General features: G+C 69.2%; 12 protein-coding genes. 7 read left to right on the top strand and 5 right to left on the bottom strand.

The window, feature by feature from the left end; all coding sequences use genetic code 11:
- Window positions 1-13 precede the first annotated feature (13 nt).
- Genes H4N64_RS34215 through H4N64_RS34195 form a run of 5 tightly spaced genes read right to left on the bottom strand, consistent with a single transcriptional unit; the run spans window position 14 to window position 8,395 of the window.
- Window positions 14-3,343, bottom strand: a complete 3,330-nt coding sequence (locus H4N64_RS34215) for a putative Ig domain-containing protein (protein ID WP_336246877.1) — start codon at window positions 3,341-3,343, stop codon at window positions 14-16.
- A gap of 17 nt (window positions 3,344-3,360) precedes the next feature.
- Entirely contained in the window at window positions 3,361-5,139 is a 1,779-nt protein-coding gene (locus H4N64_RS34210; RefSeq protein ID WP_186286424.1) for an Ig domain-containing protein, read from the bottom strand.
- 39 nt (window positions 5,140-5,178) lie between these two features.
- Complete coding sequence (locus H4N64_RS34205) at window positions 5,179-6,051, bottom strand: ABC transporter permease subunit (protein WP_186286423.1); 873 nt, start codon at window positions 6,049-6,051, stop codon at window positions 5,179-5,181.
- Window positions 6,048-7,046 carry a carbohydrate ABC transporter permease gene (locus tag H4N64_RS34200; RefSeq protein WP_186286422.1) on the bottom strand — a complete coding sequence of 333 codons (999 nt, stop codon included), beginning with the start codon at window positions 7,044-7,046 and terminating at the stop codon, window positions 6,048-6,050. Before H4N64_RS34200 ends, H4N64_RS34205 begins: the two co-directional genes overlap by 4 nt.
- Window positions 7,043-8,395, bottom strand: a complete 1,353-nt coding sequence (locus tag H4N64_RS34195) for an extracellular solute-binding protein (RefSeq protein ID WP_186286421.1) — start codon at window positions 8,393-8,395, stop codon at window positions 7,043-7,045. Before H4N64_RS34195 ends, H4N64_RS34200 begins: the two co-directional genes overlap by 4 nt.
- Window positions 8,396-8,626: 231 nt before the next feature.
- Here H4N64_RS34195 and H4N64_RS34190 point away from each other — a divergent pair, with 231 nt between their 5' ends.
- The 7 genes from H4N64_RS34190 to H4N64_RS45820 all read left to right on the top strand — a co-directional run bounded on the left by H4N64_RS34190 (window position 8,627) and on the right by H4N64_RS45820 (window position 17,564).
- Window positions 8,627-9,565 carry a glycoside hydrolase family protein gene (locus tag H4N64_RS34190; protein WP_186286420.1) on the top strand — a complete coding sequence of 313 codons (939 nt, stop codon included), beginning with the start codon at window positions 8,627-8,629 and terminating at the stop codon, window positions 9,563-9,565.
- A 139-nt stretch (window positions 9,566-9,704) separates the two neighbouring features.
- Window positions 9,705-10,718, top strand: coding sequence for a hydroxyacid dehydrogenase (locus tag H4N64_RS34185; RefSeq protein WP_186286419.1), 1,014 nt, complete (start codon window positions 9,705-9,707; stop codon window positions 10,716-10,718).
- A gap of 205 nt (window positions 10,719-10,923) precedes the next feature.
- Window positions 10,924-12,012: a substrate-binding domain-containing protein gene (locus H4N64_RS34180; RefSeq protein WP_186286418.1), complete on the top strand. Its 1,089-nt coding sequence runs from the start codon at window positions 10,924-10,926 to the stop codon at window positions 12,010-12,012.
- Window positions 12,013-12,416: 404 nt separating this feature from the next.
- Window positions 12,417-13,754 carry an ABC transporter substrate-binding protein gene (locus H4N64_RS34175; protein WP_186286417.1) on the top strand — a complete coding sequence of 446 codons (1,338 nt, stop codon included), beginning with the start codon at window positions 12,417-12,419 and terminating at the stop codon, window positions 13,752-13,754.
- Window positions 13,755-13,765: 11 nt separating this feature from the next.
- Window positions 13,766-14,650: a carbohydrate ABC transporter permease gene (locus H4N64_RS34170; RefSeq protein ID WP_186286416.1), complete on the top strand. Its 885-nt coding sequence runs from the start codon at window positions 13,766-13,768 to the stop codon at window positions 14,648-14,650.
- Window positions 14,650-15,558, top strand: a complete 909-nt coding sequence (locus tag H4N64_RS34165) for a carbohydrate ABC transporter permease (protein WP_186286415.1) — start codon at window positions 14,650-14,652, stop codon at window positions 15,556-15,558. The genes H4N64_RS34170 and H4N64_RS34165 overlap by 1 nt, the downstream gene beginning before the upstream one ends.
- Window positions 15,555-17,564: a family 43 glycosylhydrolase gene (locus tag H4N64_RS45820; protein WP_336246876.1), complete on the top strand. Its 2,010-nt coding sequence runs from the start codon at window positions 15,555-15,557 to the stop codon at window positions 17,562-17,564. The genes H4N64_RS34165 and H4N64_RS45820 overlap by 4 nt, the downstream gene beginning before the upstream one ends.
- Window positions 17,565-17,713 lie beyond the last annotated feature (149 nt).

Raw genomic sequence — 17,713 nt, 5'->3', positions numbered from 1 at the left:
TCCCTGTGGGGATCTAGTGGGAAATGATGCTCACCTCGTTGAACTCGGTGGTGCAGCGGGCCAGGGGGTTGCGCGAGCAGACCACGAGGCCCACGTAGTAGGGGGCGTCGCCGAAGTCCGGGATCTCGCCGGAGGCGAGGGCGGTCCAGGTGGCGCCGTCATCGGTGGAGACGGAGGCGGTGAAGGCGGTCCCGCTGCGCTTCAGCCGCAGCAGGCAGGGGAGTCGGGTGGCGCCGTTGCCGGTGAAGGTCGATCGTCCCGCGACCTTCGTACGGAGCATCAGCTGGGCGGTGGTGCCGCCGCTGACGATCGTTCCGGCGGCCTGGTCGAAGGGCGACAGTGACTTCGCCATCAGCAGGCCCACCCGGTCGGTCGTGGCCCCGGTACGGGAGACCAGCCGGGCGGTGACCTCGCAGTCGCCGGTCACCGGCCGTCGTACGAACTGGCCGGTCATCCCTTGGTTGTTGACGCTCAGGTCCGTGCCGGCGCCGCGCACCACGAAGGTCCCGTCCTCGTAGGCGGTGCTGCCGGGGGTGGCGACATACGCGACGCCGTAGGCGCCGAGGGCGCGTTCGTCGAGCACCACGTCGCCGAGATCGCCGTACGACCAGGGGGTGGGGGGCGGGGTGCCGACGGTGAGGGTGAGGGTGGCGGTTGCCGTGCCCGCAGCGTTGGCGGCGGTGCAGGTGACGGTGAACTCCCCCGTCTCGGTGGGTGTTCCGGAGATCAGGCCGGTGCGCGGGTCGAGGCTCAGGCCGTCGGGCAGGCCTCGGGTGGTGAAGCGGGTGGGGTGGTGGGTGGCCGTGAGGAGATGGCCGAACTCGACGCCACGGTTCGCGAACGCGGTGTCCCGGGAGCGGAACTCCGGCTTGGCCGGCGTGGGCATCGTGGCGTGGACGGGTTCCGAACGCGGGCCGCGCCCATCGGTGTTGGTCTTGACGACGCTGTAGTGGTACGTCGCGCCGGGCGTGCCGGTGGCGTCCGCGTACCGGAGGCGGGTGCCGAAACCGACCGGGGCGATGCCTCCCGCGAGCGTGACGTACGGTCCTGCCGGGTCCGTGGCCCGCAGCACGGTGTACATGGCCGAGAGGTCGGGGTCGGCCCAGCTCAGCTCGACGGCGTCGGCGCCGGTGACGGCCCGCAGGCCGGTGGCGGTGCGCGCGGGGCGCGGGGTGCGCCAGACCTCGCCGGTGGACGAACGCACGCTGACGTTGTCGAAGGCGCCGGTGCCGGTCTCGGCGTACTCCTCGTCGACGCCGAGACAGGAGGTGAGGACCAGGCCCGCGTGCGTCGTCCTGCCCAACTCGACCTCGGTGGAGCCGACTTCGGTCCAGTGGATGCCGTCCGGGGAGATGGACCCGGTGCAGCGTCGGCCCTTGCGTTCCACACGTACCCAGTACGGGGCACGCAGCCGGTAGCCGTCGCCCGCGCCCTCGACATACGGCGCTTCGAGCGGGGTCGCCGACTCGGGCAGTTCGCCGAGGTCGGAGATCGGGAACGAGGCGTTGCCGGTGATCGCCTGCTGCTGGGCGGGCGGCACGGGGGTGCTGCCGGTGCCGGAGACGGCGGCCCCGGCCGAGGGGCGGACGCTCCACACACCGCTCCAGGTGTGCAGCGGCAGTCCCTGGATGAGCATGGCGGCGTGCGGGGCGGCCGGGTCGAGGGAGTCGCGGACGGTGACGCCGATCTTGGAGTACTGGGAGCTGAGCGGCCACACGACGCGCGCGGTGACGGCGCCGTCGCCGTACAGGGGCAGGTGCGCCAGCCGGTAGGTGTGCGCGGTGCCGCTCGCCTCCAGCAGGAAGCGTTCGCCGTCGAAGGCGGCGGAGCCGGGGTGTTTCACCTCTCCGAGGTCCTGGGCCGACCAGGGTTCGGGCAGGCCGGCGGTGGCCGCGGTCCAGGCGGAACTCGCGCTGGTGCCGAGGGAGTTGGTGGCGGTGGCCGTGTAGTAGTAGGTGCGGCCGGGGCGGACGTCTTGGTCGGTGAACCTCGGCGCCTCGACGCCGGTCGCGATCCGCTCGTAGTCGCCGTCGGGTCTTGTGGACCGGTGGACCGTGTAGCCGGTCGCCCAGGCGGACGGCAGCCAGGACACGGTGACGGCCCGTTCGTCGCCTGCCGAGGTGATTCCGGCCGGGGCGGTCGGCGCGGTGGGCGCGGCCGTTGCCGTACCGGCGTAGGTCAGGGTGCCGTAGCCGGGGTGGTCCTCCTGGTAGCCCTCCACGACGCGTGCTCCGTCCGTGCCCCGGAAGACGGTCTTCTCCGTGTGGGGGGCGGGCTTGCCGAGGCGGCCCGCGTAGTGGGCGTACGCCATCTCCCACAGCGGGCGGTACACACCGCGCTGTCGGTCGGACACCGCCGACTTGATGTACTTGCCGGTGCGGTCGAGGTCGGGGGTGAACGGTACCGAGTTGTCGCCGAGGTTGTAGCGGGCGAAGTACTCGAAGTTGGCGAGGATACGGTCGTCGGCGAAGCCGTACAGGTCCACGCCCTGCTGCCAGGCGACCTCGGCTGCGTCCCCGAGGAGGCCGAGGGCGAGTTGCTCGTGGGCCTGGTCGCGGCCGGACTCCTGGCCCTGGCCTGCGGCGGTGACGATGCGGTGCAGCACCGAGCCGTTGCCGGCGCCGGCGGCCGCGAAGCGCAGCGCGTCCTCGAACATCACCCGGTTGTCGGTGAAGACGGCGATGGCGAGGATGGTGCGCAGGGCCGCGAGGTCCCAGTTGCCGTTGGCGTAGAGGCAGTAGCCGGACAGCGCCGGGTACCAGACGTCGGTGAGGGAGCGTTCGCAGCGGCGGACCGACTCCTCGGGCCAGCCGTCGTAGCCGGTGTGCCGGAGGATCTCGGCGGCGTTGACGAGCTTGAACCCCTGGATTCCGGCGCCGAGTTGGCCGTCGGCGCCGGTGATGCCGGTGAGGGAGACGGCCCAGACGTCGAGGATGTCGCGGGCCTTGTCGGCGTGGCGTATGTCGCCGGTGACGGCCCACATGAGGGCGTTCTGGTAGGCGGCTGCCGCGTCGGTGGCGGCCTGGCTGGTCCAGTTGGTGGGGCCTCGGCCCCAGGTGGTGATCTGTCCGGTGTTGCGGATGGCGTAGGTGTGCTGGGAGCGGGAGTCGGCGGCCAGCGCGGCGAAGCCGGAGGCGATGGGGGCGCGGCCGGCCGCGACCGCGGACTTCATTCGGGCCAGGTCGGCGCGGGAGTGGAGGAGGCCGGGGTGGGCGAAGGCGAACGCCGCGTCGGCGGCCTGGGCCCACGCGGGCGTGGCGGCGAGGGCGGACAGCAGTCCGCTCCCGGCCACGCCCGCGAGTCCCGCCGCGCCGAGGAACGTCCGTCGGCTGAGGGCATGCACGAGAGGTGACTCCTGGCTTACGGGTGCTGCACGGTGAGCGTGAGGGACTTGGTCGCGGTGCCCAGGCCGTTGGTGGCCGAGACGGTGACCTCGTAGCTGCCGGGCACCTGCGGGGTGCCGGAGATCAGGCCCGTGGCCTTGTCGACCGTCAGGCCGGGGGGCAGGCCTTCGGCGTCGTACGACCGGGGCAGCTGGGTGGCCGTGACGAGGTGGTTGAAGACCTGCCGTGCGGTGGCGGTGGCCGCAGTGGCGCTGGTGATCTCCGGGGTCGCGGTGCCGGCCTCGGTGGCGGCGTCCAGGAAGCGGAGGTCCTTCACATGCTCGTTGGCGAACATCGGCACCATGTCGGTCATCAGGTACCAGCCCGGCTTGCGCATCTTCTGGTGGATGACGGTGCCGTTGATCGCGAGGTTCTGGAAGGTGACGTTCTTGACGGCGCGGTCCGCGTCGTAGCCGACCATGATCGGCATGTGCTCGTTCTTGCCGTTGTAGGTGAGGTCGCGGACGTACACGTCGTGGATGCCGCGTCCGGGCGAGGCGTTGTAGCGGTTGGCCATGACGCGCATGTTGAACAGCTGGCCCCAGGTGAAGTCCTCCACCCGGACGTCCTGGATGCGGACGCCCCGGATGAGGTTGCTGTCGCCGGGGTTGAGCGCGAAGCAGCCCTGGTAGAGGACCTGCGGTTCGCGGTGCTGAAGGATGTCGATGTTGCTGAAGACGATGTTCTCGATCGTCTCGGGCTTCTCGGGGTTGCCGTGGGTGCCCATGTTCACGGGGTGGGCGATGTCGGCCCAGAGGGTGGAGTCGCGGACGGTGACGTTGCGGCAGTCGCCGTAGTAGTCCCAGCGGTGGGCGTAGATGGCGATGCAGTCGTCGCTGTTGCGCATCCACACGCCCTCGATGAGGACGTCCTCGCTGCTGAACACGTCGATTCCGTCGCCCCACTGGCCGGAGCTGTAGGAGTGCAGGTTACGGACGGTGACCTGCTTCGACTGGCCGATGGTGCAGGAGTAACCGGACTTCGGGTTGAGGACGAGGATGCCGTCGATCTCGATGTTCTTGGAGTACTGCACCAGCGTGGCGGCGTCGGAGTCCCAGATGATGCCCCGGCCGAGCAGGCGGGCGTTCTCCACCTTGACGAACTCCACGCGCGCCTTGAGGACCGCGCCGCCGGCCAGATAGACCGTCTTGCCGCTGGGCACCTTCACCACACCGCCCGTGGGGGTGTGGAGGCCGGGGCCGTAGTAGAGGACGTCGGGGTCGTCCGCCTCGGGCCGGGTCTTCTCGATGGGGTTGGCGTGCAGTTGGAGGTTGCCGTAGATGTCGCCGTCGATCTCGATGGAGAGGTTGCGCGGCTCGGAGAGGCTGAAGGTGATGGTGTCGCCGCTGACCTCGTGCGGGATGTCGTACGACAGCGGGCGGATCCGGGCGCTGCCGATGGCGCCCTTGGCGGACTTGACCTCGATCTCGACGGTGCCGGTGAAGTCGACATTGGCGACCGAAGTGGGGCGGACGATGCCGCCGCCGGTCTTCTCGTTGATGGTCTTGGTGGTGGCGCGCAGGACCGGCACCGGCTTCCACTGGCCGCCGGGGGTGCGGGCCTTGACGACATAGCTGGTGTTGATCGGCAGGGCGCCCGGCACGGAGTGGACCACCAGCCGGTCGGCGGCCTCCGGCCTGTCGTCGGCTCTGGCGGTGCCGGCCGTCGTGCCGATCAGGGAGTAGGCGGCAGCGGCGGCCCCCGCGGCCTGGATGACGGTGCGCCGGGACAGGCCGGAGCCCTGGGTGTCGTTCATGGGGAAGTTCCTTAAGAAGAAAGGGGAGTTAACGGGTGATCACTTCAGGCCGGATGTGGACATCCCGGCGACGAAGCCGCGCTGGGCGACGAGGAAGATCAGCAGGATGGGGACGACGTACATCACGGATCCGGCGGCCAGGAGGTTGTTCACGGGCAGTCCGCTCGGCGTGACGTAGGAGGTCATGAGGGCGACGGAGAGAGTGGTGCGATCGCTGGACAGCAGCAGCATCGGGGCGATGAAGTCGCCCCAGCTCCAGGTGAAGGCGATGACGAAGCTCGCGGTCAGGACCGGCCAGGACTGCGGCAGGAAGATCCGCCAGAAGATCCCGGTGTAGCCGCAGCCGTCGACGATCGCGGCCTCCTCCAGCTCGCGCGGCATCCCGGCGAAGAACTGCCGGAACAGGAAGACCAGATACGGCGCGGCCGACAGCCCCCAGAGCACCCATGGCCAGTAGGTGTCGACCATGCCGAGCTTCGCGAAGATGAGGTACGTCGGGAAGAGCGTGATCATCTGCGGCAGCATCATCGAGCCGATCAGCACCCCGAACAGAACCTTTTTGCCGGGGGCGCTCAGCCGGGCGAAGCCGAAGCCGACCCAGGCGGAGCTCAGGGTGACCAAGGTGGCGTAGATCAGGGAGATGATGAGGGAGTTGCGGGCGTAGCCGAGGAAGTCGATCTGGGTGAAGGCGTCGGCGAAGTTGTGCCACTGGATCTTGTCGGGCAGCCAGTGCACCGGGGAGGCCGCGAGCTCGGGGGTGGTCTTCAGACCGGTGATGACCAGCCAGCCGAAGGGGCCGAGCATCAGCCCGGTGATGACGACCAGGACGGTGTAAAGGACGAGGCGGGACGCGCGTACCCGCACACGTGCCCCGGAAGCAGGGGTCTTGGGGGTCACGGTGGTGGCGGTCACTTCTTCGCCTCCGGGTCGACGTTGTAGAACACGACACCGGACGTGAACTTGAAGATGAGTCCGGTCACGATGAGGATCAGGACGAAGAGCACCCACAAAAGCGCGGAGGCGTAGCCGTAGCGGCCGAGCGCGAAGTACTCCGCGAACACGTGCATCATGTACATGTAGTTGGTCTGCGGGATCGCGGTGACACCCTTGGGGGTGGGTTCGGCGGCGATCAGGAGCGGCATGATCGTCTGCACCGAGGCGATCATCCCGGTGACGGCCTGGAAGAGCAGCACCGGCGAAAGCAGCGGCACGGTGATGCTGCGGAAGGTCCGCCAGGCGCTCGCACCGTCGATCCGGGCCGCCTCGTGGAGTTCACGGGGCACGTCCTGGAGCCCCGCGAGCGAGATGATCATGACGTTGCCGGCGGCCCACAGCACCGCCATCAGGATCACGTAGCGGGCGTACGGGTCGTCGAGCCAGGCGATCGCGTCGATGCCGAAGATGTCCAGGACGCCGTTGGCGGCACCCGAGTCCCGGTTGAACAGCTGCTTGAAGATGAGACCCGCGCCCACCGGCGGCACCACTGCGGGCAGATAGAGCAGCGTGCGGAACAGACCGCGCGCCTTCAGGGGCCGGTTGACCAGGACCGCGAGGGCGAGCCCCGCGACGATCGACAGTGGTACGGAGGTGATGGCGAACACGCCCGCGCGGCTCAGGGAGTCCCACGTCACCGGGTCGGACAGCAGCTCGCGGTAGTTGTCGAGGCCGACGTAGCGCCAGTTGGGCGAGATGCCGTCGAAGGTGGTGAAGCTCAGCCACAGCGCATACGCCATGGGGCCGACGGTCAGCAGCAGGAACCCGATGACCCAGGGCGAGGTGAACATGTAGAACGCCCGCTGCCGGCGGGCTGTCATGGAGGTCCGGGGCAGGTCCGCGGAGGGCGCGGAGCCGGAGCGCGCGGAGGCCCGGGGCCTTGTCGCGGCTTCGGGGATCTGGCCGACTGTCATCCCACCTGCTCCTTACCGCGCTTCATCTGCTCGTTGACGGTCGAGTTGAGGCGTCCCGCGAGGATGTCGACGGAGATCTCGCCCCTCATCGCGGCCGGGATGACCTGGTTGATGAGGGCTTCGAGGGCGTCCCACTTGATGTAGGGGGTGAACGGTGTCACCGAGAAGTGCTCCAGCTCGGCCTGCTGCGTCTTCAGGACCCGCTGCTGGTAGGCCTCCTTGTCCGGCATCAGCGGGCGAAGCGATTTCAGGGTCGGGATCCCCCAGCCGCCCTCCGCGCGCGCTTTGGCCGGTGCCTCGCCGAAGAACCACTCGAAGACCCGCCAGGCGGCGTCCTTGTTGCGCGCCTTCTTCGGCATCCACAGGCCGGTGGCGCTCTGGCAGGAGCTGAGCCGTGGGCCGCCTTCGAAGACGGGGGCGGGGGCGAGCCGGGACACGGGCGCCACCTTGGGTTCGGGGTAGATCATGCCGCCGAGCCAGTAGCCGTTGCCCGACATGGCCATGCGGTTCGCGACGTAGGTGGGCCCGTCCCAGGCGTCGGGGTTGGGCTGGATGAGGCTCGGCCCGACCCTGGTCTTGGCGTAGTCGACGTACCAGGCCAGGGCCCTGCGGGCCTCGGGCGTGGTGAAGTCGACGCGGCTGAAGTCGGCGGAGAAGAGGCTGCCTCCGGCGGCGGCCGTCAGGTTGGTGAAAAGGATGCCGAGACCGAGGCCGTTGTAGCTGCCGCCGTAGACAGTGGTCTGGCCGTTCTTGCGTCGGACCAGCTGCTTGGCGTTGTCCAGCCACTCCTCGTAGGTGATCGGCTCGGTCTCGGAAGGGTAAGCGAGGCCCGCCTTGTCGAAGTGGGAGGTGTTGTACCAGAACATCGCGTCCTGGGAGAAGTCCTTCGCCATGCCGTAACGGGGGCCGTTGCCCTGGGTCTTCCCGTCGTAGCGCCACAGGTCGTTGGCCGGGTCCAGGTCGTCGACCTTGAGGATGGAGGACTTCGCGAAGTAGGGGTCGAGGTTCTCGGCCACGCCCCGGGCGGCGAAGTACGGCGCGTCCAGGGCACCGAGGCCGCGCACCAGGTCCGGAGGGTTGCCGCTGGTGATCATCGCGATCAGCCGGGTGATGTCGTTCTTCACCACGGTGATCCGGATACCGAGCTCCTTCTGGGCCTGCTGGATCAGTTCCGGGCCGAGGTCGTTGAGTTCGGCCATCACCGTGATGCTCTCGCCGCCTCCGCCGCTCGCAGCGCCGGCCACTTGCAGCGCGCAACCGCTCAGCGCCGCCGCACCGGCCGCGGCGCCGCCCGCGGAGAGGCTGAGGAATCGGCGGCGGCTCAGCGGGGCCCCGGCATGTGGGCGCATGGACGCACCACCTCCTGCTCTATGTGCTTGACGATCTGTTCGATATTTCGGCCGTCGATCGAAAAGGCGGCCGTGCGGCTCGGCAACCGGTTGTCACGCAACGGGGCAGAGCTTCTTCCTGTCGGAAGACCACGTCAAGAGTCTTGGCAGAATTTCGAAAAGGGTTTCTTGACAGAACGTGTGGGAACCGGTTGCCATCATCTCCCATCGTCGCCCCGCTCAGGGAGATCGATGTTCAGGCCGAAGGAGACCGAGTTGAGCCACCCCGCCTACCGCGACCCCGTCCACGACGGAGCCACCGACCCCACCCTCGTCCGCCACCGCACGACCGGCGAGTGGTGGATGTTCTACACCCAGCGCCGCGCAGGCCTGAAGTGCGAGGGCGTGGAATGGGTGCACGGCACGGACATCGGCGTCGCCGTCAGCACGGACGATTGCCGCACCTGGACCTACCGAGGGATCGCCCGGGGCCTGGAGTACCAGCCGGGCCGCATGACGTACTGGGCACCCGAAGTGATCGCCGACGACGACGGCACCCACCACATGTATGTCTCCTACCTCCCCGGCGTCCGGGACGACTGGCTCGGCGACGCCCACCTGCTGCACTACACCTCGGCCGACCTGCTCCACTGGGAGTTCCGCTCCCTGCTCGACCTGGACAGCGACCGGGTCATCGACGCGACGGTGCACCCGTTGCCGGACGGGGCGGGCTGGCGCATGTGGTTCAAGGACGAGCGGGACGACTCCCGCATCCACACGGCGGACTCCCCCGACCTGTACACCTGGACGCGCACCGCTCCCGCGGCCACCGACCAGCCGCAGGAGGGTCCGACGGTGTTCCGCCTGGCCGGCGAGTACTGGATGATCACGGACAACTGGAAGGGACTGTCCGTCTACCGCTCCCCCGACCTGGAGAACTGGACGCGCGAGCCCTACCAGCTGCTGGCGGCAACCCCCGAGGGCCATCACGCGATGGTGGTCGAGCAGGGCGCGTCCGCGGCGCTGTGGTACTTCACCGCGGACGAGGACGATCCGGCCGGCCGCCGGTCGGTCGTCCGCGCCGCCCGCCTCGAAGTACGCGACGGTGCTCTCGTCTGCGACCCGGATGCCGTCGCGGTGCCGCTGGCAGCCGGGGCGACGCCGTGGTACCGGGGTGGGAAAACCAAGTAACCGATTTCGCGCCGGGGCCGGACCAACCCTTGCACACCTGCTCCGCCGTACCGATTGACCGCTGCTTCCCGGCAGATCTACGGTAGAAGGCGCTTTCTGAAAATGTTTCCCCGATTCCACTCAGCGTGTCAGGAGAGTCATGCCCAGCCCCCAGCTGCCGCGGGCCGTGTTCGCGTTGGATCCGGTGCACCTCCCCCTGCTGTTCCCCCCGCCGCTCATGGCCAGGCTGCGCCAGGCGGCCGAGCTCGACCCCGCCCTCGTCGTACGGGACTTCACCGATCCGGCGGCGGCCGCCGCACTCGCCGAGGCCGAGGTGCTGATCACCGGCTGGGGCTGCCCGCACCTGGACGCCGGCGTCCTCACCGCCACCCCCCGGCTGCGCACCGTCCTGCACGCCGCGGGCTCCGTGCGCTCCCTGGTCGGCGACGCCCTGTGGGAACGCGGGATCACCGTTTCCAGCGCGGTCACCGGCAACGCGCTGCCCGTCGCGGAGTACACGCTCGCGATGATCCTGCTCGCCGGGAAGGACACGTTCACCCATCGCGAGCGGTTCCGCAGCACCCATGCGTATCCGTCACCCGTCGAGACGGCCCACACCGGGAACGTCGGACGGCAGGTGGGCATCATCGGGGCCTCGCGGGTGGGGCGGCGGGTGCTGGAGCTGCTGCGGCCGTTCGACTTCACGGTGCTGCTGCACGACCCCTATGTCAGTGCCGCCGAGGCCGCGGGCCTCGGGGCGCAACTCCTGTCGCTGGACGACCTGTTGAGCCGCAGCGACATCGTGAGCCTGCACGCGCCCGACATCCCTGAGACCTACCGGATGCTGGACGGCGAGCGGCTCGCCCTCATCCGGGACGGAGGTGTGCTGATCAACACTTCCCGAGGAGCCCTGGTCGATCCGGACGCCCTTGCCGACGAACTGGTCTCGGGGCGGCTGCACGCCGTGCTCGACGTCACCGAGCCCGAGCCGCTGCCGGCCGGATCGCCGCTGTACCGGCTGCCCAACGTCTTCCTCACGCCGCACATCGCGGGGTCGCTCGGCAACGAGCTGGAGAGACTCGGACGGATCGTGGTGGAGGAGTTGGAGCGGCTGGGGGCCGGCGCACCCCTGGCCCATGAGGTGCGGCACGCGGACATGGCTAGAGTGGCATGACCCACCAGGGCAAATACCGACCGACCCAGGGCACAAGCCCACCCACAGCCACGGTCCCCAGGCCACCGGCCGGGAGGGAGCCGAAGGGGCGCGCCGGTGTCGAGAGCACGAGCGCGCGGAGGCGCGCAGCGCTGAGCACGGTCGTGCTCTCGACACCGGCAAAGAGCGCCCCGCAGGCGACCGACCCATTCAAGAAGGAGCAAGGGTGAGTCAGCGCAAGGCGTCCGGTGACGTCGGTCGGGCCACCATCCGGGACGTGGCGGAACGGGCGGGCGTGTCCGTGGCGAGTGTGTCGCGCGTCCTGTCCGGCAACTACCCGGTGTCGGAGGACCTGCGCCGCAAGGTGATGAAGGTCGTCCGGGACCTGGACTACGTCACCAACGCCCATGCCCGGTCGCTGGCCGGCGGCGGTACGCCCACGGTGGCGATCCTGATCAACAACATCACCGGCGCGGCGTTCGCCCACGTGGCGAAGGGCGTCGAGGGCGCCGCGACGCTGCGGGGCTGGCTGTCGCTGGTGGGCACCACCGGCGACGACCCGGAGCGGGAACTCGCGCTGGTCAACCTGATGCGCCAGCAGGGCGTGGCGGCCGTGGTACTGCTCGGCGGCGCCTACGACTACGACGAGTACCAGCTGCGCATGGCTCGATTCGCCCGCTCTCTGGACGCGGCCGGCTCCCATCTCGTGCTGGTGGGCCGGCCCCCTCTGGAGGGCGATGTGCCGGCCACGACGGTGGACTACGACAACGAGGGCGGCGCCTATGCCATGGCCAGCCATCTGTTGTCGGCCGGGCACCGCAGGGTGCTGGTGCTGCCCGGGCATTCCGAACTGACCACCGCACAGGGGCGGTTGAGGGGTGCGCAGCGCGCCTTTGAGGCGTACGGCGTGCCCTTCGAGCCGGGGCTCGTCAGGCATGGCCAGTACTACTACGAGCACGGGTACGAGGCCGTGGAGAGCGCGCTGCGCGAGACGCCGGGCTTCACCGCTGTGCTGGCCGGGACGGATGTGGTCGCCGCCGGCGCCATGCAGGCGCTGCGTGCGGCCGGGCTGCGGGTGCCCGAGGACGTGTCGATCGTGGGCTACGACGACATTCCCCTGGCCTCGCAGCTGACGCCCCAACTGACCACCGTGCACGTGCCGTACGAGGAGATGGGCCGGGTCGCGCTGCGCGCGGTGGCGGACCGCCGTGAGGGCGGCGGAGGGCGCCGCAAGGGCAGCGACGGCGAGCATCTGGTGCTGGGCACCCATGTCGTCGTACGGGACTCCGTGCGGCCGCCCGTGCGCCATGGCTGAGCCTAGGCGGGTCGTCCGCTCAGGAAAACGTCATGAGCGATCGTTACGTAAGCGTTTTCCGAAGTAATTTCACGGCTGCGGGGCGCCCATCGAGGGCGCTGCCGGAGCCCGGACCAGGCCCTGCTCCACTGTCTCCGACCTGCGCATATGCCGTCCGAGGCGCGCGCTGCCGACAGGCTCTCCGCGCTAACCCGCCGGACAAGCAGTCGTAACAAATTTGCCCCCTGCCTCTTGCTATGAGCAGAGGCGTCGGCCTACCGTCCCTGCAACCGCTTACTACAGCTTCTGCTTGGCCTAATCCCCCGCAACCGCGAGCCGCTGGTTTCCGGCCGCCGTTCCTGGCCAGCACCCCGAGCCGCAGTCGTTCCGCAAGAACGCCTCCCATTCCGAAGGATCACGGTCAGATGAACTTCACCAGCCCCCGGAGAAGGTTCGCTTCCGCCGCCGTCGCGGGAATCGCACTGACAGGTCTGCTCGCCGCCTGTGGCGGATCCGACTCCGAGGACGAAGCCTCGGGCTCGTCCGGTCCGGTCACCCTCGACTTCTGGGGGTGGGCCAACGGCCAGGAGGCGGTCGTCAAGGCGTTCAACGCCTCGCACAAGGACATCCAGCTGAAGTACACGAAGGTCACGGACCAGCTGACCATGCAGAAGCAGCTGACCAACGCCGTCAAGGCGGGCAACGCGCCCTGCCTCCTGCAGAACACCGGCGAGTACGTGACGAGCTGGGTCTCGCAGGGCGCGCTCGCCGACATCACGCAGTACGTCGAGGGCAGCAAGGACCAGTTCAACGCCGGTTCCTGGGCGACCGCGCAGGTCCAGGGCAAGCTGTACGGCGTCCCCACCAGTTCGGCGCCGAACTTCACCATCTACCGCACGGACCTCTTCGAGAAGTACGGCATCGAGCCCCCCAAGACCTGGGACGACTTCATCGCCGCGGGCAAGGTGCTGAAGAAGCACGGGATCAAGATCACCAACTACGCCGGTGAGGACCCGAGCACCCTGGAGGTGCTCGCCATGCAGGCCGGCGCGCACTGGTACGCCATCGACGGCGACTCCTGGAAGGTGGACTTCCAGGACGAGGGCACGCTGAAGGCCGCGAAGGTGATCCAGGAGATCATCGACAACGACCTGAACTCCAAGCTGTCCTTCGCCGACTACGCGGCCGTGCAGCGCAACTACGACAACGGCGGCACCGCGACCCGGCAGATCTCCACCTGGCAGCAGGCCGGCATGGTGCAGAACTTCACCAAGTCCTTCGGCAAGTGGGCCCTGTCCCCGTGGCCGACGTTCGCGGGCGAGGCGGCCAAGACGCCGGCCCCCACCAACCTGACCGGCAGCGTCACCCTGGTGACCAAGGACTGCAAGAGCCAGGAGCAGGCCGCCGAGGCGGCACTGTGGATGTCCACCGACCCCGGCGCGGTCAAGACGATGGCGAGCCCGGAGACGGGCAACGGCGTGATGCCGGCCCTCAAGGACAGTGACACGTACGTCGCCGAGGCGACCTCCGAGAAGCTGCTCGGGAAGAACTACGACGCGGCGCAGACCGTCGTGAAGGACAGCCTGAACACGGTCACCACCGACTGGACCTTCGGGCCCAACTGGACCGCCATGTTCACCGAGATGCAGGCCGGCTGGGCCAAGGTGGTCAGCAAGGAGCAGACCGTGACCGAGCTGCTCGCGCACATGCAGGACTGGACGGTCAAGGACCTGAAGTCCCGCGGCATCAGCGTCAAGGGCTGAGGCAGAACCCGATGATTCGCTCTCTGCGCTGGAAGGGGGCCGCCTTCACGGTGCCCTTCCAGCTCGGCTTCGTCTTCCTGTACCTGCTCCCCATCGGTTACGCCGTCTACCAGTCGCTCTATCACGAGCAGCAGTCCGGTCTCGGGCTCGGCGGTGCCACCGAGGAGTTCGTCGGGTTCGACAACTACCGGCAGGGCCTGACGGATTCGAAGTTCATGGGGTCCGTCCTGCGTGTGGTGCTGTTCGCCTGTGTGCAGATCCCGGTGATGCTGGCCGTCAGCCTGGTGCTGGCGCTGTTCCTGGACGCGCTGGCCTCGAAGGCGGCGAGCCGGTTCCGGGTCCTGTTGCTGGTGCCGTACATGATCCCCGGGGTGGTCGCCGCCGTCGTGTGGATCAACCTGTACAGCCCGGACGTCGGTCCGCTCACCCCGATCGGCGAGCTCTTCGGCTTCGACTGGAACTTCTTCGCGCCGTCGATGGTGTGGCCGTCCATCGGCAACCTGCTGACCTGGCACGGCATCGGCTACAACATGGTGATCATCTACTCGGCGCTGCAAGGTGTGCCGCGTGAGCTGTTCGAGGCCGCCCGTCTTGACGGCGCCTCCGAGTGGCGTATCGCGCTCAGCATCAAGATCCCGTTCGTGCGGGGCGCGTTGGTGCTGACCGGCATGCTCTCGATCATCCAGATGCTCCAGATCTTCAACGAGCCGGCGCTGTTCCGGAACGTCACCCCGCAGACGGTCGACGACAGCTTCACCCCGATCATGATCATCTACAACCAGGCGTTCAACGCCGGCAACTACCACTACGCCGCGACTCTGTCGGTGCTGCTCGCCCTCATCCTCGGTGTCGCCTCCTTCCTGTTCTACCGGCTCACTTCGAGGGAGGCCGACTGATGACGCTCACCGAAGAGCGCGGCGTCAAGACGCGCACGGTCCATCGCCTGGGCCGCCCCGACCCCGCGGCCCGTTCGCGCGGCGGCCAGCGCTTCCTGCTCGTCGGGCTGGTGCTGGCCAGCATGTACAGCCTGTTCCCGGTGTGGTGGCTCATCGTCGCCTCGACCAAGGACCGCACGGGCCTGTACCAGTCCAACGGCCTGTGGTTCTCCGGCTGGCACCTGTGGGACAACCTGGAGCAGCTGTTCACCTACGAGGACGGCATCTTCCTGCGCTGGACCGCCAACTCGTTCCTGTACGCCGGTGTCGGCTCCCTCGGCGGCACACTGCTCGCCCTGGCGACGGGCTACGGCCTCGCGCGCTTCCAGTTCCCGGGCCGCAACCTGGTGTTCGCGTGCGTGGTCGGCTCGTTCCTGATCCCGATCGCCCTGCTGACGCTGCCGCTGTACCTGCTGTTCTCGGAGATCGGCCTGGTCGACACGCCCTGGGCGATGCTGATCCCCTGCCTGATCAACCCGTTCAGCGTCTACCTGGCGAAGGTGTACACCGAGGCCACGGTCCCCTACGAGCTGCTGGAGGCCGCCCGGATCGACGGCGCCGGCGAGCTGCGGATCTTCTTCAGCATCGTGCTGCGGATGATGACGACGGGCGGGGCGACCGTGTTCCTGCTCGCGTTCGTGAATACGTGGAACGCCTTCTTCCTGCCCCTGACCGTGCTGCGCGGCGAGGAGAACTGGACGCTCAACCTGGGCCTGTACAACTGGTCCGGCAAACGCCTGGAGTCCGGCGTCGACCTGACCAGCCTCGTCCTCACCGGCGCCCTGCTGTCCGTCGTCCCGATGGCGATCATGATGGTCGCGATGCGCCGCTACTGGCGCACGGGCGTGACGCTGGGGGCGCTGAAGTGACCCGGCTGCACAACCCCGTCATCCGCGGGTTCGCCCCCGACCCCTCGATGGTGCGCGTCGGCGACTGGTACTACCTGGCCACCAGTTCCTTCGAGTGGTTCCCGACGATCCCGCTCCACCGCTCCCGTGACCTGGCGCACTGGGAGTACGCGGGCCATGTCGAGGGCGCGGTCCCCGGCGGCTCCCTCGCCGGGGTGCCGGACTCGGGCGGCGTCTGGGCGCCGTCGCTGAGCTGGGACGGGGAGCGGTTCTGGGTGACGTACTCGATCGTGCGCTCGGTCGGGACGCCGTACTTCGACGTGGACACATACATCAGTACGTCCCCCATTCTCGGCTTCGCTCGAACGGGGGCACCCCCATCGGAGGCGGACGGCAAGTGGACGGCACCGCGCCGGATCGCGAGCCACGGCTTCGATCCCGCGCTCTTCCATGAGGAGGACCGGTTGTGGCTGCTCAATCTGCAGAACGACCACCGCCCAGGAGGCAGGCGGTTCGCCGGGATCGTCATGACCGAGCTGGATCGGGAGACGCTGAGTCCTGTCGGTGGGACCCACCTGCTCCTCCAGCACGAGCGGCTCGTCGAGGGACCGAAACTGGTGCGCCGGGACGGCTGGTACTACCTGGTGCTGGCCGAGGGCGGCACGGGGTTCGAGCACGGGGTGCTGGTGGCACGCAGCCGCGAACTCACAGGGCCCTACGAGCTCGACGACCGGCCGCTGTTGACGTCCCGGGACGACCCCTCGCTGCCGCTGCAGAAGGCGGGGCACGGCGAGCTGGTGCAGACCCCGGACGGCGACTGGGTGTTGAGCCACCTCGCGGCCCGACCGGTGGCAACGCCGAACGGCCCGCGCTGCACGCTCGGTCGGGAGACGGCGATCCAGGCGGTGACCTGGGACGCGGAGGGCTGGCCGAGAATGCGGCACGGGGGTCCGTATCCGACGATCGAGCTCGACGTGCCGACGCCTTCCGACCGGTCGACGCCTCCCAACCGGTCAGCGGCTGACGCCCGGCTGACGGCTGACGCCCGTCCGACGGCTGACGCCCGATCGACGCCTGCCGACCGACCGGCGACAGACGCCCGAGCAACACCTCCCGACCGGTCAGCGGCAGACACCCGGCTGACGGCTGACGCCCGTCCGACGGCTGACGCCCGATCGACGCCTGCCGACCGACCGGCGACAGACGCCCGAGCAACACCTCCCGACCGGTCATCGGCAGACACCCGCTCGACAGCTCCCGACGCGCTGACACCCACCGACCGACCGACCCTCACCGCCCGGTCGACGCCTCCCGACCAACCGACGCCGACCGACCGACCGACCCCCACCGACCCACCAACGCCCCCCGCCCCACCATCCTCCCGCCCCGCCACCCCCGACGACCCGTTGGGCTGGCCCTGGAGCAGCCTGCGCGGCGCGCCCGACCCGTCCTGGGCCGACGCGGCGGCGCGTGGCGGCCGGATCCGGCTGCGCGGCCGGCACGGGCCGGAGTCGCGCTGGGCGCACAGCCTGCTCGCCCAGCGGATCACCGAGCACCGGGCGGAGGCGCAGGTCACCGTCGAGGCACGGCCACGTACGTTCACACAGGCGGCCGGGCTGGTGCTCTGGTACAACACCGAGGCGTATCTGGCCCTCGACCTGACCTGGGCGGAGCCCGAGGAGGAGGAACAGCGCGGGCAGCAGTGGCGGGGCGCAGGCCGTACGGTCCTCAGCCTCGTGGAGCGCGAGGAGTTCGGCACCCGGCAGGCGGCAGTGGTCGACGTCGACGCGGAGGGGCCGCTGACCCTCGGGGCGACGGTCGACGGCTCCGAGGCGCGGTTCTGGTACGTCCACGGCGGTGCACGGACACCGGTCGGGCCTCCGCTGGACTTCTCCAGACTCTCCGACGACTACGGGTCCAAGCTGCGGTTCACCGGGGCGATGGCCGGCATCCACGTCGTGGACCTCGTCGACGCGGCGTTCACTGCCGACTTCACGGGGTTCCGCCTCACCTGCGGTGGGGCCTGATCCGCCGGACAGGCCCCAGCCCGTTCCCGCCCGTTCGAGGTTTCGAAAGCCGGAGCTCGTGGGGTCCTGCGAACTCCGGCCTCTTCCCGACGTCTTGCGACGAACCTAGGGTAGAGAGCGCTTACTATCCGGTCGGTCACCCGACCGCG

This window comes from Streptomyces cupreus (assembly GCF_014257025.1).
Taxonomy (GTDB): Bacteria; Actinomycetota; Actinomycetes; order Streptomycetales; family Streptomycetaceae; genus Streptomyces; species Streptomyces cupreus.
Note: the sequence above shows the minus strand (reverse complement) of the source record. Positions and strands in the feature narration are given on the sequence as shown.

What these genes read in the sequence shown, in the direction of transcription:
- H4N64_RS34195 (WP_186286421.1), bottom strand. Translation starts at nt 8,395, where the DNA reads ATGCGCCCACATGCCGGGGCCCCGCTGAGCCGCCGCCGATTCCTCAGC.
- H4N64_RS34175 (WP_186286417.1), top strand. Translation starts at nt 12,417, where the DNA reads ATGAACTTCACCAGCCCCCGGAGAAGGTTCGCTTCCGCCGCCGTCGCG.
- H4N64_RS34210 (WP_186286424.1), bottom strand. Translation starts at nt 5,139, where the DNA reads ATGAACGACACCCAGGGCTCCGGCCTGTCCCGGCGCACCGTCATCCAG.
- H4N64_RS34200 (WP_186286422.1), bottom strand. Translation starts at nt 7,046, where the DNA reads ATGACAGTCGGCCAGATCCCCGAAGCCGCGACAAGGCCCCGGGCCTCC.
- H4N64_RS34185 (WP_186286419.1), top strand. Translation starts at nt 9,705, where the DNA reads ATGCCCAGCCCCCAGCTGCCGCGGGCCGTGTTCGCGTTGGATCCGGTG.
- H4N64_RS34190 (WP_186286420.1), top strand. Translation starts at nt 8,627, where the DNA reads ATGTTCAGGCCGAAGGAGACCGAGTTGAGCCACCCCGCCTACCGCGAC.
- H4N64_RS34170 (WP_186286416.1), top strand. Translation starts at nt 13,766, where the DNA reads ATGATTCGCTCTCTGCGCTGGAAGGGGGCCGCCTTCACGGTGCCCTTC.
- H4N64_RS34165 (WP_186286415.1), top strand. Translation starts at nt 14,650, where the DNA reads ATGACGCTCACCGAAGAGCGCGGCGTCAAGACGCGCACGGTCCATCGC.